This is a genomic window from Alitabrizicola rongguiensis (genome assembly GCF_021491355.1).
In the GTDB taxonomy this organism is placed as follows: domain Bacteria; phylum Pseudomonadota; class Alphaproteobacteria; order Rhodobacterales; family Rhodobacteraceae; genus Aliitabrizicola; species Aliitabrizicola rongguiensis.
In genome coordinates this window covers 715,380-741,219 of the sequence record NZ_JAKENF010000002.1, presented here as the reverse complement: position 1 = coordinate 741,219, position 25,840 = coordinate 715,380, and the positions used below count along the sequence as shown (strand labels likewise).

At 63.3% G+C, this 25,840-nt stretch carries 27 protein-coding genes; 10 read left to right on the top strand and 17 right to left on the bottom strand.

The window, feature by feature from the left end; genetic code table 11:
- Positions 1-31 precede the first annotated feature (31 nt).
- The 8 genes from L0V05_RS09560 to L0V05_RS09525 form a co-directional block, all read right to left on the bottom strand.
- Positions 32-1,366: a glutamine synthetase family protein gene (locus L0V05_RS09560; protein WP_234870585.1), complete on the bottom strand. Its 1,335-nt coding sequence runs from the start codon at positions 1,364-1,366 to the stop codon at positions 32-34.
- A 284-nt stretch (positions 1,367-1,650) separates the two neighbouring features.
- Positions 1,651-2,394: a transporter substrate-binding domain-containing protein gene (locus tag L0V05_RS09555; protein WP_234869880.1), complete on the bottom strand. Its 744-nt coding sequence runs from the start codon at positions 2,392-2,394 to the stop codon at positions 1,651-1,653.
- A 73-nt stretch (positions 2,395-2,467) separates the two neighbouring features.
- Positions 2,468-3,223, bottom strand: coding sequence for a phosphate/phosphite/phosphonate ABC transporter substrate-binding protein (locus L0V05_RS09550; protein ID WP_234869879.1), 756 nt, complete (start codon positions 3,221-3,223; stop codon positions 2,468-2,470).
- Positions 3,220-3,654 (bottom strand): tellurite resistance TerB family protein, encoded by a 435-nt coding sequence (locus L0V05_RS09545; protein ID WP_234869878.1) that lies wholly within the window; start codon positions 3,652-3,654, stop codon positions 3,220-3,222. Before L0V05_RS09545 ends, L0V05_RS09550 begins: the two co-directional genes overlap by 4 nt.
- 73 nt (positions 3,655-3,727) lie before the next feature.
- Positions 3,728-4,507 (bottom strand): 23S rRNA (adenine(2030)-N(6))-methyltransferase RlmJ, encoded by a 780-nt coding sequence (locus L0V05_RS09540; RefSeq protein WP_234869877.1) that lies wholly within the window; start codon positions 4,505-4,507, stop codon positions 3,728-3,730.
- 29 nt (positions 4,508-4,536) lie between these two features.
- The gene (locus L0V05_RS09535; RefSeq protein WP_234869876.1) at positions 4,537-5,940 is read right to left on the bottom strand and encodes a glycosyltransferase family 39 protein; all 1,404 of its coding nucleotides are present in this window, start codon (positions 5,938-5,940) and stop codon (positions 4,537-4,539) included.
- 79 nt (positions 5,941-6,019) lie between these two features.
- On the bottom strand, positions 6,020-6,931 hold the full coding sequence (gene ppk2 / locus L0V05_RS09530) for a polyphosphate kinase 2 (protein WP_234869875.1): 912 nt from the start codon (positions 6,929-6,931) through the stop codon (positions 6,020-6,022).
- 126 nt (positions 6,932-7,057) lie between these two features.
- Positions 7,058-7,291 carry a twin-arginine translocase TatA/TatE family subunit gene (locus L0V05_RS09525; protein WP_234869874.1) on the bottom strand — a complete coding sequence of 78 codons (234 nt, stop codon included), beginning with the start codon at positions 7,289-7,291 and terminating at the stop codon, positions 7,058-7,060.
- A 176-nt stretch (positions 7,292-7,467) separates the two neighbouring features.
- Here L0V05_RS09525 and L0V05_RS09520 point away from each other — a divergent pair, with 176 nt between their 5' ends.
- Positions 7,468-7,770, top strand: coding sequence for a putative quinol monooxygenase (locus L0V05_RS09520; protein ID WP_234869873.1), 303 nt, complete (start codon positions 7,468-7,470; stop codon positions 7,768-7,770).
- Positions 7,771-7,801: 31 nt separating this feature from the next.
- Complete coding sequence (locus tag L0V05_RS09515; protein WP_234869872.1) at positions 7,802-8,260, top strand: GFA family protein; 459 nt, start codon at positions 7,802-7,804, stop codon at positions 8,258-8,260.
- A 33-nt stretch (positions 8,261-8,293) separates the two neighbouring features.
- Here L0V05_RS09515 and L0V05_RS09510 read toward each other — a convergent pair whose 3' ends face one another.
- From L0V05_RS09510 to secG, 4 genes are all read right to left on the bottom strand, one after another.
- Positions 8,294-9,343 carry a hypothetical protein gene (locus L0V05_RS09510; protein ID WP_234869871.1) on the bottom strand — a complete coding sequence of 350 codons (1,050 nt, stop codon included), beginning with the start codon at positions 9,341-9,343 and terminating at the stop codon, positions 8,294-8,296.
- Positions 9,344-9,533: 190 nt separating this feature from the next.
- Entirely contained in the window at positions 9,534-9,770 is a 237-nt protein-coding gene (locus tag L0V05_RS09505; protein ID WP_234869870.1) for a YMGG-like glycine zipper-containing protein, read from the bottom strand.
- A 142-nt stretch (positions 9,771-9,912) separates the two neighbouring features.
- Positions 9,913-11,556, bottom strand: a complete 1,644-nt coding sequence (pyrG, locus tag L0V05_RS09500; RefSeq protein WP_234869869.1) for a CTP synthase — start codon at positions 11,554-11,556, stop codon at positions 9,913-9,915.
- A 148-nt stretch (positions 11,557-11,704) separates the two neighbouring features.
- Positions 11,705-12,076, bottom strand: coding sequence for a preprotein translocase subunit SecG (gene secG / locus L0V05_RS09495; protein WP_234869868.1), 372 nt, complete (start codon positions 12,074-12,076; stop codon positions 11,705-11,707).
- 182 nt (positions 12,077-12,258) lie between these two features.
- On the opposite strand from secG, the gene L0V05_RS09490 reads away from it, so the two are divergent.
- From L0V05_RS09490 to L0V05_RS09480, 3 genes are all read left to right on the top strand, one after another.
- Positions 12,259-13,209: a glycosyltransferase 61 family protein gene (locus L0V05_RS09490; RefSeq protein WP_234869867.1), complete on the top strand. Its 951-nt coding sequence runs from the start codon at positions 12,259-12,261 to the stop codon at positions 13,207-13,209.
- A gap of 68 nt (positions 13,210-13,277) precedes the next feature.
- Entirely contained in the window at positions 13,278-14,576 is a 1,299-nt protein-coding gene (locus L0V05_RS09485; protein WP_234869866.1) for an adenylosuccinate synthase, read from the top strand.
- Positions 14,577-14,586: 10 nt separating this feature from the next.
- On the top strand, positions 14,587-14,841 hold the full coding sequence (locus L0V05_RS09480; RefSeq protein WP_234869865.1) for a DUF2842 domain-containing protein: 255 nt from the start codon (positions 14,587-14,589) through the stop codon (positions 14,839-14,841).
- A gap of 27 nt (positions 14,842-14,868) precedes the next feature.
- Here the strand turns inward: L0V05_RS09480 and L0V05_RS09475 are convergent, their stop codons facing one another.
- Positions 14,869-16,902: a hypothetical protein gene (locus L0V05_RS09475; protein ID WP_234869864.1), complete on the bottom strand. Its 2,034-nt coding sequence runs from the start codon at positions 16,900-16,902 to the stop codon at positions 14,869-14,871.
- A 141-nt stretch (positions 16,903-17,043) separates the two neighbouring features.
- Here L0V05_RS09475 and L0V05_RS09470 point away from each other — a divergent pair, with 141 nt between their 5' ends.
- Complete coding sequence (locus L0V05_RS09470) at positions 17,044-17,739, top strand: thiamine diphosphokinase (RefSeq protein ID WP_234869863.1); 696 nt, start codon at positions 17,044-17,046, stop codon at positions 17,737-17,739.
- On the opposite strand, the gene L0V05_RS09465 is transcribed toward L0V05_RS09470, so the two are convergent.
- Entirely contained in the window at positions 17,687-18,616 is a 930-nt protein-coding gene (locus L0V05_RS09465) for a DMT family transporter (RefSeq protein ID WP_234869862.1), read from the bottom strand. The genes L0V05_RS09470 and L0V05_RS09465 overlap by 53 nt on opposite strands.
- 114 nt (positions 18,617-18,730) lie before the next feature.
- Here L0V05_RS09465 and L0V05_RS09460 point away from each other — a divergent pair, with 114 nt between their 5' ends.
- A complete protein-coding gene (locus tag L0V05_RS09460) occupies positions 18,731-19,357 on the top strand; it encodes a sulfotransferase family 2 domain-containing protein (protein ID WP_234869861.1) in 627 nt (208 codons plus the stop codon).
- Between the two features lie 4 nt (positions 19,358-19,361).
- Here the strand turns inward: L0V05_RS09460 and L0V05_RS09455 are convergent, their stop codons facing one another.
- Positions 19,362-20,741, bottom strand: a complete 1,380-nt coding sequence (locus L0V05_RS09455; RefSeq protein WP_234869860.1) for an L-serine ammonia-lyase — start codon at positions 20,739-20,741, stop codon at positions 19,362-19,364.
- A 7-nt stretch (positions 20,742-20,748) separates the two neighbouring features.
- Positions 20,749-21,414, bottom strand: coding sequence for a glutathione S-transferase family protein (locus L0V05_RS09450; RefSeq protein WP_234869859.1), 666 nt, complete (start codon positions 21,412-21,414; stop codon positions 20,749-20,751).
- A gap of 161 nt (positions 21,415-21,575) precedes the next feature.
- On the opposite strand from L0V05_RS09450, the gene L0V05_RS09445 reads away from it, so the two are divergent.
- Positions 21,576-22,175, top strand: a complete 600-nt coding sequence (locus L0V05_RS09445; protein WP_234869858.1) for an EF-hand domain-containing protein — start codon at positions 21,576-21,578, stop codon at positions 22,173-22,175.
- 6 nt (positions 22,176-22,181) lie between these two features.
- Here the strand turns inward: L0V05_RS09445 and L0V05_RS09440 are convergent, their stop codons facing one another.
- Positions 22,182-23,531, bottom strand: coding sequence for an Nramp family divalent metal transporter (locus L0V05_RS09440; protein ID WP_234869857.1), 1,350 nt, complete (start codon positions 23,529-23,531; stop codon positions 22,182-22,184).
- Positions 23,532-23,667: 136 nt separating this feature from the next.
- Between L0V05_RS09440 and rpiA the strand changes: the two genes are divergently transcribed.
- Together rpiA and gor are read left to right on the top strand one after the other, a co-directional pair.
- Complete coding sequence (gene rpiA / locus L0V05_RS09435) at positions 23,668-24,456, top strand: ribose-5-phosphate isomerase RpiA (RefSeq protein ID WP_234869856.1); 789 nt, start codon at positions 23,668-23,670, stop codon at positions 24,454-24,456.
- Positions 24,453-25,820: a glutathione-disulfide reductase gene (gene gor, locus L0V05_RS09430; protein ID WP_234869855.1), complete on the top strand. Its 1,368-nt coding sequence runs from the start codon at positions 24,453-24,455 to the stop codon at positions 25,818-25,820. Before rpiA ends, gor begins: the two co-directional genes overlap by 4 nt.
- Positions 25,821-25,840: the final 20 nt, after the last annotated feature.

Sequence of the window (25,840 nt, the reverse complement as noted above, 5' to 3'; positions counted from 1 at the left end):
CAGCGAGGCAAGCCCCGCTGCCGGAAAGGGATCAGACCGTGTCGAGGTACAACTCGACCTGCTCCTCGCGGTTCAGTTCCGTCATGTAGTGAAGCTCCTGACGCTTGGTCAGGACATAGTTGCGGATCAGTTCGCGAGGCAGGAACCGTTCGATGATGCGGCTGTTTTCGAAGGCGCCGATCGCCTCTTCCCAGGTCGTGGGGATTTGCTGCAGATCCAGCGCATAGGCGTTGCCGGTCACCGGTGCCGGCGGTTCGATCCGGTCTTCGATGCCCGACAGGGCAGCGCCCAGGATCGCGGTCAGCATCAGGTACGGGTTCACGTCACCACCCGCCACTCGATGCTCGATCCGCCGGGCCGCAGGCTTGCCGGCGGGGATGCGGATCGCGGTCGTGCGGTTCTCGTAGCCCCAGGCAACCGCCGTGGGCGCATGGGCGTCGGGCACCAGCCGGTCGTAGCTGTTGGCATGAGGCGCGAAGATCAGTGCCGAGTCATGCATCGCATCAAGGCAGCCGGCGACCGCGTGACGCAGGAAATGCGACCCTTGCGCCGACCCGTCGTTGAACACGTTCCGCCCCTCGCCGTCGACCAGCGAGAAGTGGGTGTGCAGGCCCGAGCCTGAGTATTCCAGATAGGGCTTGGCCATGAAACTGGCGGCGAAGCCATGGCGCCGGGCGAGGCCCTTCACCAGCATCTTGAACAGCCAGGCATCATCGGCGGCGCGTAGCGCGTCGTCCGAATGCATCATGTTCACTTCGAACTGGCCCAGACCGGTTTCCGAGGTCGAGGTGTCGGCCGGAATGTCCATCGCCTCGCAGGCGTCATAGAGGTCTGTGAAGAAGGTGTCGAAGGCGTCGAGCGCCCGGATCGACAGCGTCTCGGCCGCTTTCCGGCGCTTGCCCGAGCGGGGCGAAGGCGGCACCTGCAGCGTCTTGCCAGAGTCGTCGATCAGGAAGAACTCAAGCTCCACCGCCACGACCGGCGTAAGCCCGATCGACTTGAACCGCTCGAGCACGGCGCGCAGTGCGTGGCGCGGGTCTCCCTCGTATGGCATCCCGTTCTCGCGGAACATCCAGATAGGCAGAAGCGCGGTCGGCGCTTCCAGCCAGGGCATCGGCATGAAGCCGCGCTCGGTCGGTTTCAGGACACCGTCGGCATCGCCCTGCTCGAACACGAGCGGGCTGTCGTCAATGTCTTCGCCCCAGATGTCGAGGTTCAGCACCGAGAAGGGGAACCTTGTCCCGTCCTCTACCACCTTGTCGGCAAAACGTGCCGGGATGCGCTTGCCGCGCGCCTGACCGTTCAGGTCGGCCGCCGCCACGCGGATGGTACGCACCTCGGGGTGCTTTCTAAGCCAGCTTTTCATCTCTGTCATGTCAGTCAGGTCGGAGCACGGCTGACCGCGAGAAGAAGCGGCGCGGACCATGCCCTTGGTCCTATCCCCAGTTTCGATCCCCTCCCGCGGCACACCTGTTGCACGGCATGCTTCGTCACGGGTCCGGACGGGTGTCCGAATAATTTGATCAAAATATGGATACTACCGGAGCGGCCCTTGGCGCAAGCCTTTTCTCGCCTGACCTTGCGGGATTCGCGCAGCTGTCCGCTCGCTATGACGTGTTCAGGCGAGGACCAGCTCCGTCCTGGCAGGGGTCAGCACTGCGTTTTGCCCGCCTCGCCAAAGACATCCGCGTCGGGGCCAAGCCATTTCAGGATCAGCGCATCAAGGCTTCCGTCGCACTTCATCGTGCCGATCGCCTGGTCGAGGCTGGCTTTCAATTCCGGCTCATCCCGCCTCAGGGCGATGCCGATCCCTGGTCCAAGCGAAAGCGGGGTGCCGGCGAGCGCCAGGTTCCCCTCGGCCCGTTCAATTGCGCCAAGCGCGAAGATGCGGTCAGTCAGGGCCGCAACCGCCTTGCCGCCAGCCACCGCCGCAATGGCTTGGTCGGCAGTCGCGGTCGCGAGGGTCTGCCTCCCCTCACTGGCCAAGTAGTCCGCCTGAACCGTGCCTGTCAGAACGGCAACGAGGCCGGACGAGATATCGGTCTTGCCCGTTGGCGCGACAAAGACTGATGCCGGAGGAGGGAGGTAGGGCTGGGTAAAGTCGAACTCCGCCTGACGCTTTGGCGTGATCGTGACTGCGGCCAGAACGGCGTCTGACTGACCGCCCTGCAATCCGGACAACAGCGATGCCCAGTCGGTCACCGACCAGCCGCAGGTCAGTTGGGCACGCTGGCACAGAAGATCGCCCAACTCCCGTTCAAGGCCCGCGACCTCGCCATTGTCATCAACAAAGTTGAAGGGCGGAAATGCTCCTTCCGTTGCAAGACGCACGGTTTCGGCCCCGGCCGGAAGAGGCAAGGCGAGGATGGCGAGTAGGGCAAGCTGCGCTTTCATGGGGGGCCGACAGGAGGATCAGGTTCGGCAAGGGTAGCGGTGCTCGGAAGGTCTTGGCAACCGGCGCCCTTTTTTACAGGGTCGGGGGCGGCGGCGTCGGAACCGCGAGATAGCTCTCGGCCGGGATGCGAACCAGACCCTTGAGCCCCGTGATCTGCCTGTCCTCGGCGGGCATCGCCACGATCGCGGCCTCAACCGCATCGAAGATCACATCTGGTTCCATGCCCGCACGCGAAATGAGAGGAAGCCCGGGCGAGGGATCGGTGCGACCGACCACGCGGAGCCGAGCGGCAAAGTCGTCGTAGGCCTGGATCAACCGCCAAGTCACAGCATCCAGCGCGGCGATGTCCGCGCGTCCTTCGCTGACCGCAATCGCCGAAAGCTTGTGGCCGCCGGTTCGCAGGACAGGTGTCACGCGGATGCCGAGACGGGCCAGGTGGGTCTGCGGTCCCGCCCAGCCGGATTGCGAAAGATCGTCGTTCCAGGCCAGTCGCGCGCCTTCGAACGCTGCCAGCGATGGGCGCGGGTCGTCGGCGCGCACCACGAAGACGCTCCGGTAGTGCCCCGGTTCGCAGCTCTCCAGGCCATAGTCGGGCGTGCCGACAAGCGTGACTCTGCCATGTAGCCGCGACCGATAAGGAAACCCGCAGGTTTGCGACAGCACGAGATCGGGCGCGGTCCAGTGCGGCCAGAGATCCGGAGCGCCGTGGATCAGCGCATCGGGCGCCTCGATTCCCCCGGCACGTAGCCGGTCGCGGATTGCGGACCAGAGCCGGTCATTTGCCCCGGCCGTCTCGGCCCGGTCATACATGGGCAGCGATGCGATCATTCCTTTTCGGCACGCTGGCGGGCAAGGGCTGAATCGACATCTGTCAGGCCAAGCAGGCTGGCCACAAGCCGCATCAGGGATTCTTCGTCATCATCACGCGCTCCGTCCGACAGAACGATTTCCCAGAGCGCCTCCATCAGCTTGGCCCGTGCCTCAAGCGGAAAGGACTCCTTAAGCACGCGGGTAAAGCGCACGGTGTCAGGCGCTTCTGCCTCCAGCGCTTCGGCATCGCTTCGCAGCATCGCTGCCGCTGCTGGAACCAGTCCGAACTGTGCCGCAAGCACCCGGTCGATTTGGTCGCGCTCCTCCTGGTCGTAAGTGCCATCGGCCTTGGCCACTCGGACCATCAGCGCTGCAAGGGCGAGCTTCGCCTCGGGGTCGTGGCGAGCTGGGGCGGGAGCCATCAGAAGGCGGAGGAATGCATCAAACATGGGGTCGTTATAGGGGGTCGGGTTGGAGCTGCCAACCAGTAGCCCCACGGTGCAAGCGGTTGTGATCCGGCTTTCAGCGCAGGGGTGCGAAGATCGAGGTCAGCCGTTCCATTTCCTCGACGGTTCCCCAAGGCGCATTGACCACGAACATGCCGCTTCCGACCATGCGATGGCCCTCCCTGGCCGGAGGAAACCGCAACTCGTGCCGCAGCGCGTCGGGAAATGACGTCTCGAGCTGGCGCAGCATCGGCAGATGCTGATCCCCCACAAGGATCGGATACCAAAGCGCCAGCACCCCCACGTTCCACTTGCGATGGACCGCCGCTAGCGCCTTTGGCACCGCTGCATAGTCTTCCTTCACCTCGTAGGACGGATCGACAAGCATCAGGCCGCGCCGCGGAGTGGGTGGGGTGACGGCCAGTGCCATCGCCAGCCCATCCTCTTGCCGGACATGTGCGCCCCAAGGCGCCATCACCTCGCGAAGGGTCGCAACTTCCTGCGGATGCAGCTCGGCCAGGTGCATCTGGTCTCCGTCCCGAAGCGCCATCGCCGCCAAGAGGGGCGAGCCGGGATAGGCCATCTCGCCATAGCGTGCGCGGATTTCGGATAGACTCCGGCGATAGGGATGGTCGGTCGGAAAGAGATCCTGAAGCCGCCCGATCCCCTGCGCCGCCTCGCCGGTCTTGGCCGCGGCTTCGCTGTCGAGACGGTAAAGCCCGCGCCCGGCATGGGTCTCGATATAGGTCAGCGGTTTGTCCTTGCGGGTCATGTAGTCGAGCATCGAGCAGAGCAGCGCGTGCTTCTGCACGTCGGCAAGGTTTCCGGCGTGATACGCGTGCTGGTAGGAAAGCATCGCCAACCCCTGACTGGTTCGCCGCCCTGTTATCCTGCCGGTGTCAGAGTGAACACCCAGTATTGCACCGGTGGTCCGCCCGAGCTGGCCGTGCCGGAGGCGGCCTCGGTGACGACGCATCCTGGCAGACGTTGGCGGAAAGCCTCCAGCGCAGGATCAAAGTCGGGCCAGACCGCCAGTAGGACCGTTCCTTCGCAGGGCAGCAGTCCTCTGTCCACGCGCTGGCCTACCGGAATGCCGGGCGAGGCGATCGCCAATCCCGCCGCCATGTCGTCGGGCAGCCACATCTGCGTCGCGCCCGTTGCCCTCAGTTCGGCAGCCAGCGCGGCGTAATCCGCTCGCGGCACGGGTTCTTTCCGCTCATAGTATCCGGGCAGGAGCGCAAGTTGCAGGATCGCCGAGAGGCCGCCCAGCACAGCGGGCAGAAAGCGAAACCGTCCGAGACGTTGAAAGCACCACACCAGGGCGACTGGCGTAAGAGGCGCTACTACGGGAACCATCCAGCGCTCCTTGATCTCGGCGGCATCAGCGAAGATTACCCCAAGTGCGATGAGCAGCACCGAGAGGACGCCCGCCCGCCAGAGAATCGCCGTCTCGGGGGGAAGTGATTCACCCCGCCGGGTCAGCAGGACGGTCAGCCCGACCGCGGCTGCAACGAAACCGCCGCTGTCCACGGTCGCCCGGCCGAGCGACAGGAGACCCGTTGTCCAACCGCCGCCCGGCTGGAACTTCGAGAGCGAAGCAGTGGCGATGGCGGCATTGCTCAAGGACCAGATCACCGTACCGGCGCAGAGGACGATCAGCAGCAAGAGCGCAAGCCCCATGCGCTTGGTAAGCACTGCCTGTCGCGACTCGGGGCGCATCAGTCCTGCAAGAATAAGCGCAACCAGGAAAATAGCCCCGGTGGCCTTGGCAAGAATCGCCAGCGCCGTCAGCACGCCGAAGCGCAGGTAATCTCCCAGACGTTGCCTCTGGCAGAGATCGAGGAATGCAAGTGTCGCAAGCGGCACCATGGCAGTCACTAGGAGGTTGTGCGTCCGCGTGCGCAGGAAGGTTTGGGCAATCTCTGGTATCAGGAACAGGCCGAGTGCGGCGAAACCCGCCAGCCGGGGCGAGGCATAGCGGCGCGCCATCAGATAGCCCGCGGCATAAAGGCCAAACAGGCAGACCGAGCGCATCACCGTGATCGACAGGATGCTTTCGCCGAAGACTCTGTTCACAAGCCATTGGCCCCAGGCGTAAAGCGGCGGCTGGACGCCATAGCCCCAGTCCAGCGTTCGCGCCCACAGGAACAGCTCGGAGTCATCCCCGAACAGAGTTGTCTTGTAGTGGTGCCGGATCGCGCCTTGCACGAAGGCGTAAACCGCAAACAGCAAGATCCAGAAGATCGGGCGATCAAAGACGCGGGCAGAGGAGGGGGGAGAAGGAATCACGGGAGGCCGTCTTGTCGTTAGTGACTAGGCCTACCGTATCGGTTGATCGGGGGCGTGAGAAAGACCCTGCGCAAGGCTCTCAGTATTTCTGGGGCACGTACAGCTCTTCGGGAAGGACCGCGCGCTCGTAATCGGGGTTGAAGACCCGGTCCGGCAACGTGATTTCCTCGTGCGGGACATCCGCATAGGGGATCAGACCCAAAAGATGGTCGATACAGTTGAGCCGCGCCCGCTTCTTGTCGTTGCCCTCGACGATGTACCAGGGCGCTTCGGGAATATTGGTGCGGGCAAACATCTCTTCCTTTGCCTTGGTGTACTGCTCCCAACGCACCCGTGATTGCAGGTCCATCGGCGAGAGTTTCCACTGTTTCATGGGATCGTGAATCCGCATGAGGAAGCGCATCTGCTGTTCTTCGTCGGTGATCGAGAACCAGTACTTCACAAGCCGGATGCCAGAGCGGACCAGCATCCGTTCGAATTCGGGCACGTCACGGAAAAACTGTTCGACCTGATCTTCGCTGGCAAAGCCCATGACCCGCTCGACTCCGGCGCGGTTGTACCAGCTTCGGTCAAACAGCACGATCTCGCCCCCGGCAGGCAGGTGCGGCACGTAGCGCTGGAAGTACCATTGGGTGCGCTCGCGGTCCGATGGGGCAGGAAGGGCCACGGTGCGCGCAACTCGGGGGTTCAACCTCTGGGTGATCCGCTTGATCACTCCGCCCTTTCCGGCGCTGTCGCGACCTTCGAACAGGACTACGACCTTTTCCTTGTGGTGCTGCACCCAGGATTGCAGCCGGATCAACTCTGCCTGGAGCCGGAGGAGTTCGCGGAAATAGACCTGACGGTCGATCGTGTCGGCATGTCTGTCCTTGTAGATGCGGGCGATCTCCTGCGACAGGACCGCATCTTCGAGATCCAGCTCGAAATCCTCATCCAGCGTGTCAGCCAGTTCCTGCTCGAGCCAGTCATGCGAGCTGTGAAAATCGGTCATTGGGGGCCCCCGAGCGGATAACGGCACGCTTAGACCAGCAGATTGTGACAGTCCTGCAAAGCCCAGGCGCTGCACCGGGCAGACGGAGCCAATCCGGTTGCCCGGGAGGTGCCAGCTTGCAGTTTCTTAGGCTTTGCTGGTCTCGACGGCAGGGTGGGGCAGGGCCTTTTGCGGCTCTGCGTCGGCCACGGTCTGGGCCACGGATGACGCGGGGTCTTCCGCGCCCTCGCGGACGCCATTCTTGAAGGCGCTGATGCCTTTGCCCACTTCGCCCATCAATGCGCCGACCTTGCCGCGCCCGAACAGCAGGATGACGACGACAGCGACGACAAGGATATGTGAAAGGCTGAACTCGCCCAAGATTGCCTCCGCAGAAATGTCGGCCATGCCGATTTGGAGGACCCTATCCTTGCCCCGATAAAGGGAAAAGACACGTTCGCGCGATGGGCCCCGACCGCATGCCTTTCCCGAAAGGAATCGTCGGGAGATAGCTGAATCCGCGCTATCATGATGGCTTCCTGGCAATGGAGGGTGCCATGACGGCTATGAATGTCGTGCACATGCGCGTGAAGCCCGGCAAGGAAGACGAGTTCGTCGCCATCCACAAGAAGTTTGAAGCGGGAAAGATGCCTGGCGGGCGGAACTTTTGGGTCATGAAGTCAGGCGAGCGGTCATATGTGATCGTGGGCGAATGGGACAGCATGGATGCCCTGGCCGCCGCGCGTCCGACGATGATCGAAAACCTCGACAAGTTGCGCCCGATCCTTGAGGACCTGGGCGGCGGCCGGGGCCTGACCGAACCGTGGGCGGGCGAGGTCGTGGTGGAGATGGGCCGCTGAAGGTCGATCCTACGGCAGGGGAGAAAGATCGATGTCGGACTACCCGATGCAGGGAGGATGCGCCTGTGGCGCGGTGAGGTTTACCCTGCTTGGCCCGCCGGTTTCGATCCAGCATTGCCACTGCGAGCAATGCCGCAAGATTTCCGGCGAGTTCACCTCGACCGGGGCGATCATTCCGCGGCGGTTTCTCGTGATCGAGGGGGCGGAAAATCTCGGCCGCTATCGGACCTCGCCCAGTTTCGAGCGGCAATTTTGCCGGACCTGTTCCTGCTATCTCTTCGCCTACGAGGACAGTGAAGCGGACCTCATGTACTTCGCCCCGGCCACGATCGACGGCGGCCGGCATCCCGGCCATCCACCGGGATCGGAAAGCCACATCTACCTGCGCTCGAAATGCGAATGGGAGCAGGTCGCAGATGACCTTCCAAAATACGAAGCGGCCAGCCCGGATGAGATCGTTACGGATCTGCAGCGGACAGAGGGGATCTGACGGGCCATTGCCCGATCGGCCGAACTTGGCAGATCAGTGGGCCACAAGCTGGCGCAAGCGGTGCCGCCAGCTTGGCGCCAGTTCAGCGCGGACTCTTGCCTCGAGCGCGTCGCGGCGGGCCGGATCAAGTTCACAAAGCTCTTCAATACGCGAAAAAGTCGGCGTCTGCGTCGGCACATTCTGCCCGACAATCGAATAGTCCAGACCGGGAAAAACCAATCCGAACTCATCGCGCTGCTGCAGAAGCTCGGTATTGGAACGAATGATGTAATCGCGGATTTCGGGACGCAGGCGGGGCTTGGTTGCACCGGGCAGATCGGCATCGGCCTGGAGCACTGCCCGGCGGCGGCGGGAGTGTTCCTTGGCTTCATCAGGGGTCTTGGCATCGGTCGGCGGATTGATCCGCAGGAAAACCGACATCGCCTCGGCAGAAATGCTGGAATTGTCGCTATCTGCGTTGGAGGGCATGAGGTTGGGATCAAGTCCGGCATAATCCCAGAAGTCCCGGATTACGTCGCCATCACGCAGGACCTTGCGGTCATAGACGCGGCATTCGAATGCATCGCCAAAGGCCGCTCGATAGGCGGTCAGAGGCCCGATGGTCCGGTTCGGATCTGGGCTAACAATCTCGGCCCGGTTGCGCAGCTGTTGCTGTGCGCGTGACATGTAGTGATCGGCCGGGTTGCGCAGATAGGCCACGACCCGGACCTCGTCGCCCAGATCCGCCAGAAGCTGCTTCAGGTGATCAAATTTCGCGGTCGAGAAACTACGGAACATCGACTCGCTCGACAGGATGATCTGCTTCGGCTGCACGGCGTCGACTTGCTGGCGAACCAGAGCAAGTTCTTCCCTCGCCATGCCCTTGCAGACCGTCGGGCTGAAGCCCATCCGGTTCAATGTATGCTGCGCGATCTTGTCCGGGTCTTCGATCAGGACTGGCAGGAAATGGTGCACATAAGGGATGTGCTTGGGAGATGGGTAAAGCGTGCCGTGCTTGATGAGCAGATCTCTCTGCGCCACGAGCGCATTCTGGATGGCGGTCGTGCCGGTCTTCGGCTGACCAATGTGAAGGATGACGGACACCATGAAACGGCCTGCAGCCTGTACCAACAAATCTGGATGTAAGAATCCGGTGAGTTGGTCCTGCCTGCAAGAGGCGAAGCGGAAACGATGTTTTTCCAGTCTGCAAAATGAAAACGCCCCGTTGCCGGGGCGTTTCTGGAATTGGACCTTCCACTGCTGATGTCGCAGTGGTCTGTCGGCCGCTTTCGTCTCAGCACTGAGCGGCGCTGAGGCCGGTCTTGCAGGTCGAGTTCGCGCCAGCAGCAGCGCCTAGGCCAGCGCCGACCAGCATCGCGGCGGTCTTGCCGGTGCCGTTGCCAACTGCGCTGCCGGCGGCGGCGCCGACCAGTGCGCCCGACATGGCGTTGATCGTGGGATCATTGGTGCAAGCGGTGGTGAACAGCGTAGCGGCCAGCGCGGCGGCGACGGCGATCTTTCCGGATTTCATGCTCGATTTCTCCTCGAAGGGGCCTAAATGCCAGATCAGCGGTAGCACTGGCCCCGATACTTGACAAGCGAGTGCAACTGCCCCGCGGGCATCGGGAGGCCGCGCCCGTTGGAGTGGCAGGAAATTGCCGGTCAAACGGGTGTCACACCAGCCGCGCACCCTCAATCGCCGCCTTGATGAAGCCAGCAAACAGTGGGTGAGGCGCAAAAGGCTTCGATTTCAGTTCCGGGTGGAACTGGACGCCGATGAACCAGGGATGATCCTTGTGCTCGACGATCTCGGGCAGACGTCCATCGGGGCTCATGCCTGAGAAGACCAGTCCGCAGCTTTCCAGCTTGTCGCGATACTTGATGTCGACCTCATAGCGGTGGCGGTGGCGTTCCTCGATCGTGGTCGCGCCATAGACATCCGCTACGCGAGAGCCTTCCTTCAGGATCGCGGTATAGGCGCCAAGCCGCATCGTGCCGCCCTTGTCATCCCCGACCTTGCGCTGAACGACATGGTTGCCCTGAACCCATTCCTTGAGGTGGTAAACGACGGGAGTAAAGCGCTTGGCGCCGATCTCGTGATCGAATTCCTCGGACCCGGCATTGGTCACCTGCGCAAGGTTCCGCGCCGCCTCGATCACCGCCATCTGCATGCCAAGGCAGATGCCGAGATAGGGGATCTTGTGTTCGCGGGCATATTGCGCTGCGCGGATCTTGCCCTCGGTCCCTCGTTCGCCGAAGCCGCCGGGGACAAGGATGGCATGGAAGTTTTCCAGGTAGGGCGCCGGGTCCTCGCGTTCGAAGATCTCGGCGTTGATCCATTCGGCCTTGACTCGGGTGCGGTTGGCCATACCGCCATGGGTCAGTGCCTCGGCGATGGATTTGTAGGCGTCTTCCAGCTGGGTGTACTTGCCGACGATGGCGACACGCACCTCGCCCTCGGCATGGGTCAGGCGGTCCATGACGTCTTCCCACCGGGCAAGGTTCGGGCGCGGCGCGGGCGAGATCCCGAAGGCGTCGAGTACAGCCTGGTCCAGCCCCTCACGGTGATAGGCGAGAGGGGCCTCGTAAATCGTCTTGAGGTCATAGGCGGCGATCACCGCCTCTTTGCGGACGTTGCAGAACAGCGCGATCTTCTCGCGTTCCTTCTCGGGGATCGGGTGCTCCGACCGGCAGACCAGCACGTCTGGCGCGAGGCCGATCGACTGGAGTTCCTTGACCGAGTGCTGGGTTGGCTTGGTCTTCAACTCTCCGCTCGCCTGCAGGTAGGGCAGCAGCGTCAGGTGCATCAGGATGCACTGGCCGCGCGGGCGCTCGTGGATGAACTGGCGGATCGCCTCGAAGAACGGCAGGCCCTCGATGTCGCCGACCGTGCCGCCGATCTCGCACAGCATGAAATCGACCTCGTCCGCGCCGATGCGGAGGAAGTCCTTGATCTCGTTGGTGACGTGCGGGATGACCTGGATGGTCTTGCCGAGGTAGTCGCCCCGGCGTTCCTTTTCCAGCACGTTGGAGTAGATCCGGCCGGACGAGATCGAATCCGTCTGGCGGGCCGAAACGCCAGTGAAGCGTTCGTAATGACCCAGGTCGAGATCGGTTTCGGCCCCGTCATCGGTGACGAAGACCTCCCCATGCTCAAATGGGCTCATCGTGCCTGGGTCGACGTTCAGGTAGGGATCGAGTTTTCGCAGCCGGACGGAAAAGCCGCGCGCTTGCAAAAGTGCCCCGAGTGCCGCCGAGGCGAGGCCCTTGCCAAGCGAGGAAACCACACCACCGGTGATAAAAACGTAACGTGCCATGGGGGCTCCCGTGCCTGAAAAGATGGGGCGCTTCCGATGCATGGAATCGCAGGATCACGGGGTTTGACGCTTAGCGCAAATCCCGGCCGTCCGCAACAGCACCTCTAGATGCTGTTGGGTAATGTTGCTGTAATGCCTAAGGCTGGTATCAGTCGTTCGGCGCCGTCGTGCCGGCGGGCGCGGTTCCGGTCGCGGGCGGCAGGAGGCTCTTGCCATCCTGCGGAAGGCCGGCCGGCGCAGCGGGAGCGGCCGCATCCGGGAGCGTTCCGCCGATCTGGTCGATCACCGAACGCTGCGAGGCATCGCGAGCGGCAAAGACCGTCAGCGCGATCGAGGTCGCGATGAAGGCAGCTGCCAGGGCCCAGGTGACCTTTGCAAGCGCAGTGGCCGCGCCGCGGCCGGTCATGACGCCGCCGGTCGATCCCATGCCCAAGCCGCCGCCTTCGGACCGCTGCAGCAGCACGACCCCAATGAGGCAGAGCGCGAGGATCAGGTGGATCGAGAGAACGACGTTTTCCATGGGGCGGTTTCCGGCGAGGCTGTCTCTGTCGGCGTTGACGCGCCTATCTAGGGCGATGCGGAGCAGGCCGCAAGCCAAAATGCCCGCCCCTTGTCGAAGCTTTGGCTGGACGCAACGTCGAACAGGACTAATGATCGGTGGCGATGCATGGAGTTGGGCCATCATCTCCGAACGGAGCTTGTATGTCGTCGAAGTTTGTAACGCGTGCGGCCCGGTTCGGCCAATTGATGCGGAACCGCCCTCTGACCGGCTATCGTGGGGTCCACCTGTCTTTCGACAACCGTCTTGGTTCGGTAGAGCACTATTTCCATTTCTTGCTCGGCTTCCTTGTGCCCCTGCTGAAGGTGTGGCCCGACGTCGGTGCCGATGATACGCCTGTGCTGATCAGGAGTTGCGCCCTGATGGACAGGCACCTCGCTGCTCTTGACCTGCCACTGCTTAAGGTGCTGGATCGCGATCTCCACAGGATACTAGGAAAGACCGATGGAATTCCTGGCGTGTTCGCCAGGAACTTGAGCCGTATCCGACAGTCGGGCTACGATCTTCCGACGTACTACGATGCCGAGGCTTTCGCTGTGGCGCGTGCCCGGTTGCCGGTGCACTTGGCACGGCAAGTCGAGATCGCAAGGCGGGACGTCGAGGCGCTGTTCGGAGATGGTCCAAGGGTCGTGGTGATCGACCGTCTGCCGGCAGAGGCCTATTTTCTATCCGCGCGCAGTGAAGGAAAGGGCAGCGGAACCCTGCGCCGATCGGTGCCCAACATGGCAGAGCTTGCAGAAGCCATCAGGCTGGACCTCGGTGCAGCCCACCTCGTCACGCTTGAGCGCAGCAACCTCGCGTTTCAATTCGCCCTGTTCCAGGCGGCCGAGGTCGTGATCGCACAGCACGGGGCGGCCCTGGCCAATCTGATCTGGTGTGAACCCGGAACATCTGTCGTCGAGATACTGGCAGAAGAGCGCCGTACCGACCCGGCCCTGATCGACTATTTCGGGCAGCTGTCTCACTGCCTCGGGCTTTCGTATTATCCGGTCTGGCAAGCGGACAATCACGCTCCCGTCCCGGTGACCGATTTGCGGCCCGTCGTTGCCGCCCTCCGAAGCCAGCGGGCGGTCGCGCGCCGGGCCATGGATTGATTTGCTGTTTCCACCCTGCAAGCTCGCGGCTATAGGAAAGCCGGAATCTACCAGCACCGGAATGCAGAATGGCCAATGTCGTCGTCGTGGGCGCCCAGTGGGGCGACGAGGGGAAGGGTAAGATCGTCGACTGGCTGAGCGAGCGGGCCGATGTCATCGTTCGCTTTCAGGGTGGCCACAATGCCGGCCATACTCTCGTAATCGGCGGCAAGGTCTACAAGCTGAACGCGCTCCCTTCGGGCGTTGTTCGGGGCGGCAAGCTCTCGGTCATCGGCAATGGCGTGGTGCTGGATCCCTGGCACCTATTGAAGGAAATTGCGGCGATCCGCGAGCAAGGGGTCGAGATCAACCCCGACAACCTGATTGTCGCCGAGAATACCCCGCTCATCATGCCGTTCCACGGTGAACTTGACCGGGCGCGCGAGGCACAGGCCTCGGGCTCGAATGCCAAGATCGGCACGACCGGACGCGGCATCGGCCCGACCTACGAAGACAAGGTCGGTCGTCGGGTGATCCGCGTGGCCGATCTTGCCGATGACGAGACGCTGCAGCAGCGGGTCGACCGGGCGCTGGTCCACCACAACGCGCTGCGCTCGGGCCTTGGTCTGGAGCCCATCGACCGCGAGGCCCTTGTGACGGAACTGCGTGCTCTGGCGCCGCAGCTTCTGCCCTACGCCAAGCCGGTCTGGAAAGTGCTGAACGATCTGCGCCGCGCCGGAAAACGCATCCTGTTCGAAGGCGCGCAGGGTTCGCTGCTCGATATCGACTTCGGCACGTACCCCTTTGTCACTTCATCGAATGTCATCGCGGGGCAGGCCGCAACCGGGACGGGCCTTGGCCCGAATGCCGTCGACTATTCGCTTGGCATCGTAAAGGCCTACACCACTCGTGTCGGCGCAGGCCCGTTCCCAACCGAACTCTTCGACGCCGATGGCGACCGGCTGGGCGAACGCGGCCGTGAATTCGGGACTGTGACGGGCCGCAAACGTCGCTGCGGGTGGTTCGACGCGGTGCTTGTGCGCCAGACCTGCGCGCTGTCTGGCATGAAGGGCATCGCGCTGACCAAGCTCGACGTGCTCGACGGATTCGAAACGATCCGGATCTGCACCGGCTATGACGTGGATGGTGTGCATTACGACTATCTCCCGACGCAGGCTGCCCTGCAGGCGCGTGCAAAGCCAATCTATGAAGTGATGGAAGGCTGGACGGATTCGACCCAGGGTGCGCGGTCGTGGAATGATCTGCCCGGGGCGGCCGTAAAGTATGTTCGCCGGATCGAGGAACTGATCCAGTGCCCGGTGGCTATGCTCTCCACCAGCCCCGAGCGCGACGACACGATCCTTGTCACCGATCCTTTCGTGGATTGAGGACCAAGGCGTGGCGCTCGGCTACAAGACGCGGCGGCGGCTTTCACTCCTGATCCTGCTGGTCGGGATGCCGCTTTACATCGTCGTCGCGGTAACGCTGGTCAACATGCTCGACCGCCCGCCCTTCCTTGTGGAACTGGCGATCTATGTCGGGCTCGGGTTCCTCTGGGCCCTGCCGTTCCGAGCTGTGTTCCGGGGTGTTGGTCAGCCGGACCCAGATGCGCAATCCAATGATAAGGGAAAGGGGCCAGACCCTTCGGTCTGACCCCTTTGTTCCTTCTTCCAGGACGGCTCAGCGCACCATGCGGCGGGCTTCGGCGAGGTAGTAGGAGTTGTCGGTGATCGCGAACTGCCCGCGCTTCACCTTCTCGATCTTGCCCTGGCGCAGAAGCGTGCCGAAGCTGCGCAGCCCGGTCTCGCGGTTGATCTCGGTGCCATCCGGCAGCGTCGCGACGTACCGCAGCAGATGCGGCCGCGAGAAATGCGGGCGGCCTTCGAAGCAGGCGGTATAGGCCGCAGCAGCTTCCAGAAGATCCGGGATCTCGGTCGCGCCAAGACGCTCGGCGAACTCCGCAAAGCTCGAGGATTGAGCGAAGATGTTCTCGGCGTCAGGCAGCGCGATTTCCTCGTCTTCGTCTTCGTCCTCGTCACTGACCGCAAGGTTGCCGGCGGTGACGCGACGCGGCACGACGCGGTTGCCAACTGCATCAACGGGGCGCGGCGCATCGATGCGCTGTTCCGAGACAAGAACCAGCGGCGCGGGTTTGTCGGTCGGTGCGCGATCCGCGGTCGGACGGCGCGGACGCACGACGCTGGCAAGATCGGCCCGGTAGCTGTCGAGCCCCTTGTCAGCGCTGCCTTCGGCCGGCTTGTCGCCCTTCGATTTGCCCGCGGAACGCAGATCGGCAACCGTTGCAGCCACCGCGGCCTTCAGATGCGAGAGCGTCAGCATCCGACGGCGGTTCTCCGGAACGTCCATCTCGGTATTGGTCTGGCGCAGCAGCCTGGTCACATCCTCGTCACCCTTGGTGTGGGTTTCCAGGATGGTGCGGCCTTCGCCACGCGCTGCCGGCTCTTCGACCACCGCGGAAGCTTCGGTGTCGGGGCGGCGCACACGAATGACCCGGGCCCGAGCGCGGCGAAGCTTGTCCTCGATCGAGGGTTCCTCGACTTCCTCGGACGGGGCAGCCTTGGCAACGGCGACGGCTTCGACGTCCTCGTCGAGGTCTTCCGGGAACTCCTCGGCCGATGACTCTTCGGCCTCTGCCTCGATAGCCGTGTCGGCGAACTCCGACTCCGCCACGTCCTCGGAGTCGAAGCTGGGTTCCGCGTCCTCGGCATCCATCTCGACGGCGTCCAGCCAGCGCGATTCCTGCTCGTCTTCTTCTGCGAACTCGTCAGTTTCTGCGGCGGCGGCGTCTTCGACCTCGTCGAATTCCATCGCCTTGGCTTCGATGGTCGGTCCCGGAGCGACGTCCGAAGACAAATCGGCAAGAATTCCCGAAAGGGTGTCCAGCGTCAGGTCGTCCTGATCCAGTTCGTTCTGTTCGTCTGCCTGAACCAGCGGTTCGACCGGCGTCTCTTCCGCAAACACTTCTTCTTCGACCGCATCTGCGTTCGATCCCGAGAGGGCGGCAATCAGCGCTTCCTCTTCGACCGGGTCAGGTTCGCTGAAGGCCTCGATGTCATCAGCTTCCGGCTCAGCGGTTACTTCGGGTGCCGGGGCGAGTTCCGGCAGATCTTCCTCGGCGGACAGCTCTGCCACGGCTTCGGGCTCGTCATCCGGTTCGACGGAGACGACTGCAACCTCTTCGACGACCTCGACGGCGATTGCCGCTGCCTCTGGCGCCGCGGCGGCTGGCACAGGGGCGGGAGCCTCGATCAGGTCTTCAGCATAGACGGCATCTTCAACCACCGGTGCCGGGGCGGCGGCGGCGCGGGCCACGGCGGACCGGATGCGCTGCAGCTTGGCCGCAACGCTTTCCTCGGACAGGAGCCCCGGGGAGGCAACAGATGGGGCCGGTTGAGGCGCGGGAGCGGCCGCAGGCTGGGCCACGGGCTGCGGCGCAAGATCGGACGCGCGCAGGACAACGCCGTGGTCGTCCACCTTGGCTTCGACACGGCGCTGGATCTCGCGCTCGGCGATGCGGTGCAGCATCGCGGCATCGGGTGTGGGAGGCTCGGCCCCAAAATAGCGGTCGTCTGCGGCGAGGTCGCGGAAATACTCCGCGATTGCCTTCATTGTGTTGAACGGGTCGTCGAACCCCTCGAGCGTGCAGGAGAAGGTTCCATAGGAGACCGTCAGGATCTTACTGGCACCGACCATGGGATGCTCGCTTTCTGCTCTTGTCCTCAGGGTCTGGTATTGACCCCGCGCTGTTCAATTCAATGGACAGAAGGGGGTAATTTGAAGGACTGATTATGGCCCCGAGCCGGGAGTCTTGCCATAATTGAGAACAGTATCCCCATGACTGCACTGATTGTCGATACAACGGATGGTATAACCTTGGTTGGAGGGGCGCCATTCGCTGCCCGGACGCTGGAAATGGCGCTCAAGCGGGCGCCGGTTCTGGTGGCGGCCGATGGAGGGGCGGATCGTGCCCTGTCAGCCGGCCGGATGCCGCAGGCAGTGGTAGGGGATTTCGATTCGATATCCGATACCGCTCGGCAAGCGATTCCCGCCGAACGGCAGTTCCCGATTGCGGAACAGGAAACCACCGATTTCGACAAGGCGTTGCGGTCGACCCGGTCGCCCTTCGTGCTTGCGCTGGGCTTCGTCGGGGCGCGGGTCGATCACGGACTGGCGGTTTTCTCGACGCTCGCGCGCCATCCCGACCGGACCTGCCTGGTGATTGGAGGGCAGGATGTCGTGTTCCTCTGCCCGCGGGGCATTCGCCTGCGACTCGAGCCCGGGGATCGGTTCTCGCTTTTTCCGCTTGGCGAGGTCTCAGGGCAGAGCACCGGATTGCGCTGGCCGATCGACGGCCTGGCTTTCGCACCGCACGGGATCATCGGCACGTCGAACGAGGTCAGCGCGCCAGACGTGACGCTGGAACTCGATGCTCCCCGGATGCTGGCGATTCTGCCGCGCCGTCGGCTGGACAGGGTACTTAGTGCGCTGCTTCCGCAGTGGCGGCTGCCGCGCGCCGATGGCGGGCGCTGAGCCTCTCGCGGTGGATGATGTATAGGCCGGACCCGACGATCACGGCGATGCCGGTCCATGTCAGCATGTTGGGGAAGTCCCTGAAGACCAGATAGCCCAAGGTCACGGCCGAAACGAGCTCAAGATAGTGCAACGGCGCCAGCGTCGCGGAAGGCGCGAACTTGAGCGCATAGGTCATGCACATGTGGCTGACCGCTGCCCAGAACCCCACGCCGAACAGCCAGAGCCATGCCCAGCCCTGCGGCATCACCGGGTCCAGATCGGCGATGCCGCTTCCGTTGAACAGCCACAGAAGCGGAACGCAGATGATGCTCCCGACAAGAGAGGTCTGGAACTGCATGGCAACCGGATGCATCTCATCCGACAGCTGCCGCGTGACCAGCATGTAAAGTGCGAAGAACAGCGCCGTGCCGAGTGGGAACAGTGCCACCAGTCCGAAAGCAATCAGCGATGGCTGGATCACCAGGAGCGAACCACCGAAACCCACGACAGATGCCCAGATGCGCCGCGGGCCAACCTCGTCTCCGAACAGGAAATGGCCGAGGATCAGGATGATGAACGGCTCGATGAAGACGATGGCCAATGCGTCGGCGATCGGCATGAACTGCAAGGCCGCGACGAAGCTGTAAGTTGACAGGATGAGAAAGACCGTCCGGATGAAGGTCAGCCAGAGGGCACGACGCGACATCCGGAATGGCAGCCGCATCAGCAGCACGGCCGGCAACATCAGTACGCCCTGGATGACGAAGCGCGCTCCCGTGATCTGGCCAACCGGAATCGACTGCGCGGCAAGCTTTGACGCAACATCGAGCAGCGGCGCGATGGCGCAGAACGCGAGCATGAGGGCCACGCCGGGCAGGATGCGATCATTGGACATCCGTGCTGCGTAGTCGTGCGGCAGGGGAACGTCCAGCCCAGCCGCGACACCACAGGCTTGTTGGCGCCGGGAATTTGCGCTCTGCTCGGTTTCGATGGGAGGCGTCAGAGGCGGATGATCATTCTTGGCAGGCAGCGTCTGGTGTTCCTGGAAATGCCGAAGGCGGCCAGCACCTCGATTGCCCGCATGATGAAGCGCGGCTTCGCCGATGAGGTGATCGTTCGCGACAAAGCTGACCGGCATATCGGTATCGTTGGATTTCGCCGGAAGATCGAGGAGCCGCTTTCGCTGGCGTTGGGCGGTCCAATCGAGACATTCGCTGTGGTCCGCGATCCGATCGACCGAGCCTGGAGCTGGTATCGGTACCGCCATCGCGAAAAGGTTCGCGGCCTGCCGGTCGATACCTCGGGCATGACCTTCGAGCAGTTTCTTGCGGGTTGTCTGATACGCCCGGTGCCGGCCCATGCTCGAACAGGCAGCCAGGCGCGGTTCGTAGGCTTTGCAGACGGACGCGCCGAGGTCGACTACCTTTTCGACTTCGCAAATCTCAAAGGTCTCAAGATGTTTCTGTCCAGGCGCGCGCATACTGGCCTGCACCTGCCGCGCCGCAACGCGTCCCCTGCCGAGCCGCTGCCTGAAGTCCCTGCCGCGCTGTCCGAAGCATTGCGGCAGCACTGGGCAGAGGATTTCGCCCTTTACGATACGGTTCGCGCGGCGGGATGCCTTCGCCGCGCGAATTGACCTTTCAGCAATTCGGTACGTTCACGGCCAGGCCGCCGAGTGAGGTTTCCTTGTACTTCTCATGCATGTCCTTGCCTGTCTGCCGCATCGTCTCGATACAGACGTCAAGGCTGACGAGATGTTGCCCGTCCCCCCGCATGGCAAGACTTGCGGCCGAGACCGCCTTGATCGCGCCGAGGCCGTTGCGTTCGATGCAGGGCACCTGCACCAGCCCCTTCACCGGGTCGCAGGTCATGCCCAGATGATGTTCCAGAGCGATCTCTGCGGCGTTCTCGATCTGCTCGGGCGTCCCGCCAAGCACGGCCGCCAGGCCTGCGGCCGACATGGCGGCGGCGCTGCCGACTTCGGCCTGACAGCCGCATTCGGCCCCTGAGATCGAGGCATTGTGTTTGCAGAGCCCGCCGATGGCGGCCGCAGTCAGAAGGAAATCGCCGATCCGCGTCACCGAGGCGCCGGGGACGTGATCCAGCCAGTAGCGGATCGTGGCGGGCAGAACGCCCGCCGCGCCATTGGTGGGCGCGGTCACGACCTGTCCGCCGGCGGCGTTTTCCTCGTTCACCGCCATGGCATAGAGGCTCATCCAATCGTTGATCGTATGCGGGGCGGTCATGTTCAGACCGCGTTCGGCCATCAGCGCGTCATGGATGCCCTTGGCCCGGCGGCGCACCTTCAACCCTCCTGGCAGAATGCCTTCGCCCTTCATGCCGCGCTCGATGCAACTGTTCATCACCTCCCAGATTCGGGCGATGCCGCGATCAATCTCGGCGGCGCTGCGGAACTTCAGCTCGTTCGCCCGCTTCATTTGCGCGATTGACAGGCCCGATGCCTTGGCCATCTCCAGCATCTCGTCGGCGGTCTCAAAGGGGTAGGGCACGTCCGCGCGGGCCTTGGCTTTTTGTCCGCCAGCTTCGGATTGTTCGGCCTCGGTCACCACGAAGCCACCGCCGATGGAGTAATAGGTCTCCTCGAGGATCACGTCGCCCTGCGCATCCGTCGCCTTCAGGATCATGCCGTTGGCGTGGCCGGGCAGCGAGGGGCCGTAGTCGAAGAGAAGGTCCGTCGCCGGGTCGAACTGCATTGCCGGCAGGCCCGGAGGCTCGATCAGTTTCGTTTCGCGGATGCGGGCCAGCGTGGCTTCGGCCTTTTCGGCATCGTAGGTCGCAGGCTCGAACCCCGCGAGCCCGAGTATCGTGGCCCGGTCGGTTGCATGGCCGACACCGGTGAAGGCGAGCGACCCGTGCAGCGAGGCGCGCAGGCCTTTCGGATGGAAGGGGCTGTTCCGAAGCGTATCCAGAAAGCGCGCACCGGCCACCATCGGGCCCATCGTGTGCGACGATGACGGGCCCACGCCTACCTTGAACATGTCGAAGACGGATAAAAACATCGCGACCTCAGTAGCTTGGCGCTGAGAATATCGTCGGCCCAAGCACTTCCGCCTCGGCTGCGGCAAGGGCGGCGGGCCGCGTCTCCAACGAGCGGGCGAGGGCAAGGAGCGCCGGGAAATCTTCACCGCGGCGGTTGGCAGGGTGGCTTGCCTCGAAGGAGAGGATCCAGCGCAGGAACATGGACAGATAGTAACCAAGGATCGTGGGCCGTCCAGGGGCGCACCAGTCCGGGCGGCTCGCGGCCATCGCTTCAAGAAGCGCAATCTGTCCCGACATGCGACCGGCCGCAGTCGCAAGAAAGGCCGGCACGGCTTCCTGCGAACCGGCGTGACGTTCGGGATTGAACAGTTCCATCAGTGTCGTATGCAGCGCGTTGTTGGTATAGACGAACCATTTCAGGAATGCGGCCCGCTCGTGACTGCCCGGCGGTGGGCAGAAGCCGGGATGGCGTTCACCCAGCCACAACAGGATGGCGCCAGTCTCGAAGATCGGTCCGTCTGGCGTTTCAAGCACCGGGACCTTGCCTTCGGGATGAAGCGACCGGTAGGGCGGCGCTTCCCGCTCCGACGAAGCGCGATCAATCAGATGCAGGCGAAAGGGCACGCCCATTTCGCGCAAGACACAATCGACGACAAGGCCCGCTGTATCGGGCATAGCATGAAGGACGTACATGGAGGCTCCCTAACTAATGGGACTATCAGGGTAGAGGTGGCTGCAGGCCAAGCGGAAAGCGACCGTTTCCCGACAGATTCCGCGCAGCTTTCTGTCTGGCGTTCACCTGCGGTTAACCAAGGGCACCCAGTCTTCCGGTGAGCAACCGGAAAGGACGGGCAATGGCGATCTTCAGGATGGCAGTTGTGTTTATTCTGCTGCCTGTGTTGGTGCAGGCGCAGGACGGGAATGGTTCTGCGGAGGCAATTGCGGCGGGCCTGCCCGCGGCGGTGGTCAAACGGATGCAAGTCTCGCCAGACCGGGCGGAAGAGGCCGTGGTGATGCTGATCGCAGGGTCCGGTTCGGGCGGCAGCATCAGTGCTGACCAGATCGATACTGCGGTATCCTTGCGACTGGCGGATGCCCGCGCCTCGGTTCTGGCGCGGCTGCTTGCTGCGGACCTCGACAACGATGGCACGCTTGGTGCCGACGAGCTGGCAGCGCTCGCCTCCTCCTCCGGCGCGCGCAATCGCGGCTGGCTGGCTGTTGCGGCATCGCGGGCGGATCGAAACCGCGACGGCGCGCTGGATCCCGGGGAACTGCGCCAGTTCGCAGCCGCAGAGGCGGAACAGGACGTGCCGGACCGTGAGATCGCCGCGATGCGCGGGGTAATGCGCTTTGATACCGACGGTGACGAGAGGGTCACCCTGGCCGAATACCGCGCAGTTATGGCTGCTGTCGCCGATCTGCCTGCGCCTGAGCAGGAAAAGACGGGGGGCTGAACAGGGTCAGCCGAGGAAATCCCACAGGAGCTTGAGGTTAAGCGCCACGATGACCACGGCAATCACCGCGGCTGCGACCGCCAGCCAGCCTGGCGCCACAAGGGCGCCCATCTTGCGCCGGTCGGTGGTGAACATCACCAGCGGCACCACGGCAAAGCTCAACTGCAGCGACAGCACCACCTGCGTAAGGATCAGCAGCCGCCCGGTTTCCTGGGCGCCATAGAAAATGGTCACCCCCGCCGCCGGGATGATTGCAATCGCCCGGGTGATCAGCCGCCGCACCCACGGCTTCAACCGCATCTGCAGGAAACCTTCCATCACCGCCTGGCCGGCGAGCGTTGCCGTCACTGTCGAGTTCAGGCCGCAGGCCAAGAGCGAGATGGCGAAGAGTGTCGGCGCAATTGCCGAGCCCAACAGCGGCCCGAGCAACAGATGCGCATCACCGAGCTCGGCCACGTCTGTCTGGCCCGTGGCATGGAAGCTCGCGGCCGCGAGGATGAGGATTGAGGCGTTGATGAGCAGCGCGAACATCAATGCGATGGTGCTGTCGAGCGTCGCATAGGTCAGCGCCTGACGCTTCTCTGGCAGGGTATGACCGAAGTCCCGGGTTTGCACGATGGCCGAATGAAGATAGAGATTGTGCGGCATGACTGTCGCGCCAAGGATGCCGAGCGCAAGATAAAGCATCTCGGGATTGTGAAGGATTTCGGTCGTCGGGGCGAACCCGCGGATCACGCCGCCCCAGTCCGGGTCGGCAAGCACGATCTGGATGCCGAAGCAGAGCGCGATGACCCCGAGCAGAGTAATGATGAAGGCTTCGAGCCAACGGAAGCCCTTGGTCTGCAGCCACAGGATCAGGAACACATCGAGAGCGGTGATAAGCACCCCTAGCTCCAGCGGGATTCCGAACAGCAGGTTCAGGCCGATGGCGGTGCCGATCACCTCGGCAATGTCCGTAGCTATGATCGCGCATTCCGCCAGGAACCACAGAGGTATGTTGATCCAGCGGGGAAAGGCGTCGCGGCAGGCCTGGGCTAGGTCGCGCCCAGAGGCGATTGCCAATCTGGCACAGAGCGATTGCAGGACAATCGCCATGATATTCGAGATCAGCGCGACGAAAAGCAGCGTGTAGCCGAACTTCGACCCGCCCGCGAGCGAGGTCGCCCAGTTGCCCGGGTCCATGTAGCCCACGGCCACCATGTAGCCTGGGCCGAGAAAGGCCACGAATTTTCGCCAGCCTGTTGTCGGCACGCGGACCGAGCGGTGGACATCGGCAAGGGCCGCGTCCCCGCGATCACGGCGCCAATTGCCGGCATCTGCTGCCGCTAGCCCGTTGAGCGAAAAGTTGTCCTGCACCACGCGTTCCTGATAATGAGAATAATTCGCAAGAATGGCGTGCCGAGCCTGAAAGTCAAGGGCAGCAGGGGTTTTCGGTCTCGCAGTGGGCGGGGATGTTTCCTATAACGACGCAGTCCCAGCTCTGGAGCCATTCATGACCAGCGATCTCTCCCCCATCGAAAGGGCCAAGTTCGTGGCCGCCAAGCGCGCTGTCGACTTCGTGCAAGACGGGATGAAGCTGGGCCTTGGCACCGGATCGACCGCGGCCTGGATGGTGCGGTGCCTGGCGGAACGGGTCCGTAACGAGGGACTTCGCGTACAAGGGGTGCCGACTTCGACCCGCACTGCGGAACTGGCGCATGACCTCGGACTTACCGTGGTCAGCCTCGACGAGGCGAAATGGCTGGACCTGACGATCGACGGCGCCGACGAGGTCGATCGTGACCTCAATCTCATTAAGGGCGGCGGTGCCGCGCTTCTGCAGGAAAAGATCGTCGCGACCGCATCTGACCGGATGGTAGTGATCGCCGACGCGGCCAAGGACGTGACCCAGCTTGGTGCCTTTCCGCTGCCGGTCGAGGTGATCCCCTTCGGATGGCAGACGACGAAATCGTTGATCGAAGAGCTGCTGACCGGGATGGATGTTCTGGGCCGCGACGTGACGTTGCGGATGAACGGCGACCGACCGCTTCTGACCGACGAGGCAAACTATATCGTTGACCTGCATCTGAAGCGCATCGGGAACCCTCGGCAACTGGCGCTGGTCCTCAACCAGATCCCCGGCGTGGTCGAGAATGGGCTGTTCATCGATATCTGTGATGTCGTGGTGATCGGACACGGCGACGGTCGTGTCGAGGTGCGCGACATCAATGCCGGTACGGTCGAACAGGACCGCCTGTTCTTCACCGCACCCGACAACATTTTCCTCGAGGCCGACGAATGAGTCAGCCTTTTGACTACGATCTTTTCGTGATCGGCGGCGGGTCCGGCGGCGTGCGCGCCGCGCGCATTGCCGCGGCCGAGGGTGGCGCCCGTGTCGCCCTGGCAGAAGAAGACCGTATGGGTGGCACCTGCGTTATCAGGGGCTGCGTCCCAAAGAAACTCATGGTCTTCGCCTCGTCCTATCCCGCCATGCTGCGAGAGGCCGTCACCTATGGCTGGCAGGTCAGCGCGGGCGGGTTTGACTGGCCTGCGTTTCGCTCGAAACTCGAGGCCGAGCTTGACCGGCTTGAGGGGGCCTATCGCAACACTCTCGCCAAAGCCGGGGTTGAGGTGTTCAACGTCCGCGCGACGCTGGACGATCCCCATACGGTGCGCCTGACCACCGGGCAGGTGGTGACTGCCCGCACGATCCTGATCGCCACAGGCGGGCGCCCCTTCGTCCCTGAGTTCCCTGGATCTGATCTGGTCATGACCTCGAACGACATGTTCCATCTGCCGGAATTGCCGAAGCGGCTCCTGATCGTCGGCGGCGGCTACATCGCATCGGAATTCGCCTGCATCATGAATGGTCTGGGCGTGAGGGTCAGCCAGTTCTACCGTGGGGCGCAAATCCTGCGCGGCTTCGATGACGAGGCACGCGGCCATGTCGCGAACGCGATGCGGATGAAGGGAATCGATCTGCGCACCGGCACCTCGATCATCCGGCTTCAGCGAACGCCGGAGGGGACAATCCGCGCGACCACGACCGACGGCCACGACTGCGAATTCGATGCCGTGATGTATGCGACCGGACGCGTGCCGAACACCGAAGGGTTGGGACTTGAGGCATTGGGCGTCGGCATCGGCCGGCGCGGCCAGATCGAAGTTGACGGCTGGAGCCAGACAGCTGTTCCCTCGATCTTCGCCGTGGGAGATGTGACTGACCGTATCAACCTGACGCCGGTCGCAATCCGCGAAGGCCACGCTTTTGCCGATACCGTCTTTCGCGGCGTTCCGCGGCAGGCCGAACATGACCTCGTTGCCTCGGCGGTCTTCACCCAGCCGGAACTTGGCAGCGTCGGCCTCACGGAAGAGGCCGCACGCGAGATCGAGCCGATCGAGGTCTATGCGACCGCCTTCCGTCCAATGCAGTCGGCTTTTGCCGGTGACGAGGATCGCGTACTGATGAAGCTGATCGTCAGCCGGGCGACCCGCCGGGTTCTCGGCTGTCACATCGTCGCACCCGGAGCGGGCGAAATGATCCAGCTTGCGGCGATTGCGATCCGCATGGGGGCAACGAAAGAGGACTTCGATCGCACGGTTGCAGTCCATCCAACGATGGCCGAAGAACTGGTGACTCTGCGCACTCCGGTGCGAAAAGCTTGAAATTCGCCGCGCGATGACCA

What these genes read in the sequence shown, in the direction of transcription:
- secG (WP_234869868.1), bottom strand. Translation starts at nt 12,076, where the DNA reads ATGGAAAACGTCGTTCTCTCGATCCACCTGATCCTCGCGCTCTGCCTC.
- L0V05_RS09555 (WP_234869880.1), bottom strand. Translation starts at nt 2,394, where the DNA reads ATGAAAGCGCAGCTTGCCCTACTCGCCATCCTCGCCTTGCCTCTTCCG.
- L0V05_RS09485 (WP_234869866.1), top strand. Translation starts at nt 13,278, where the DNA reads ATGGCCAATGTCGTCGTCGTGGGCGCCCAGTGGGGCGACGAGGGGAAG.
- L0V05_RS09515 (WP_234869872.1), top strand. Translation starts at nt 7,802, where the DNA reads ATGTCGGACTACCCGATGCAGGGAGGATGCGCCTGTGGCGCGGTGAGG.
- L0V05_RS09550 (WP_234869879.1), bottom strand. Translation starts at nt 3,223, where the DNA reads ATGATCGCATCGCTGCCCATGTATGACCGGGCCGAGACGGCCGGGGCA.
- L0V05_RS09520 (WP_234869873.1), top strand. Translation starts at nt 7,468, where the DNA reads ATGACGGCTATGAATGTCGTGCACATGCGCGTGAAGCCCGGCAAGGAA.
- L0V05_RS09540 (WP_234869877.1), bottom strand. Translation starts at nt 4,507, where the DNA reads ATGCTTTCCTACCAGCACGCGTATCACGCCGGAAACCTTGCCGACGTG.
- L0V05_RS09475 (WP_234869864.1), bottom strand. Translation starts at nt 16,902, where the DNA reads ATGGTCGGTGCCAGTAAGATCCTGACGGTCTCCTATGGAACCTTCTCC.
- L0V05_RS09450 (WP_234869859.1), bottom strand. Translation starts at nt 21,414, where the DNA reads ATGTACGTCCTTCATGCTATGCCCGATACAGCGGGCCTTGTCGTCGAT.
- pyrG (WP_234869869.1), bottom strand. Translation starts at nt 11,556, where the DNA reads ATGGCACGTTACGTTTTTATCACCGGTGGTGTGGTTTCCTCGCTTGGC.
- L0V05_RS09545 (WP_234869878.1), bottom strand. Translation starts at nt 3,654, where the DNA reads ATGTTTGATGCATTCCTCCGCCTTCTGATGGCTCCCGCCCCAGCTCGC.
- L0V05_RS09455 (WP_234869860.1), bottom strand. Translation starts at nt 20,741, where the DNA reads ATGTTTTTATCCGTCTTCGACATGTTCAAGGTAGGCGTGGGCCCGTCA.
- L0V05_RS09505 (WP_234869870.1), bottom strand. Translation starts at nt 9,770, where the DNA reads ATGAAATCCGGAAAGATCGCCGTCGCCGCCGCGCTGGCCGCTACGCTG.
- L0V05_RS09490 (WP_234869867.1), top strand. Translation starts at nt 12,259, where the DNA reads ATGTCGTCGAAGTTTGTAACGCGTGCGGCCCGGTTCGGCCAATTGATG.
- ppk2 (WP_234869875.1), bottom strand. Translation starts at nt 6,931, where the DNA reads ATGACCGATTTTCACAGCTCGCATGACTGGCTCGAGCAGGAACTGGCT.
- L0V05_RS09465 (WP_234869862.1), bottom strand. Translation starts at nt 18,616, where the DNA reads ATGTCCAATGATCGCATCCTGCCCGGCGTGGCCCTCATGCTCGCGTTC.
- L0V05_RS09470 (WP_234869863.1), top strand. Translation starts at nt 17,044, where the DNA reads ATGACTGCACTGATTGTCGATACAACGGATGGTATAACCTTGGTTGGA.
- L0V05_RS09460 (WP_234869861.1), top strand. Translation starts at nt 18,731, where the DNA reads ATGATCATTCTTGGCAGGCAGCGTCTGGTGTTCCTGGAAATGCCGAAG.
- L0V05_RS09560 (WP_234870585.1), bottom strand. Translation starts at nt 1,366, where the DNA reads ATGAAAAGCTGGCTTAGAAAGCACCCCGAGGTGCGTACCATCCGCGTG.
- L0V05_RS09445 (WP_234869858.1), top strand. Translation starts at nt 21,576, where the DNA reads ATGGCGATCTTCAGGATGGCAGTTGTGTTTATTCTGCTGCCTGTGTTG.
- rpiA (WP_234869856.1), top strand. Translation starts at nt 23,668, where the DNA reads ATGACCAGCGATCTCTCCCCCATCGAAAGGGCCAAGTTCGTGGCCGCC.
- gor (WP_234869855.1), top strand. Translation starts at nt 24,453, where the DNA reads ATGAGTCAGCCTTTTGACTACGATCTTTTCGTGATCGGCGGCGGGTCC.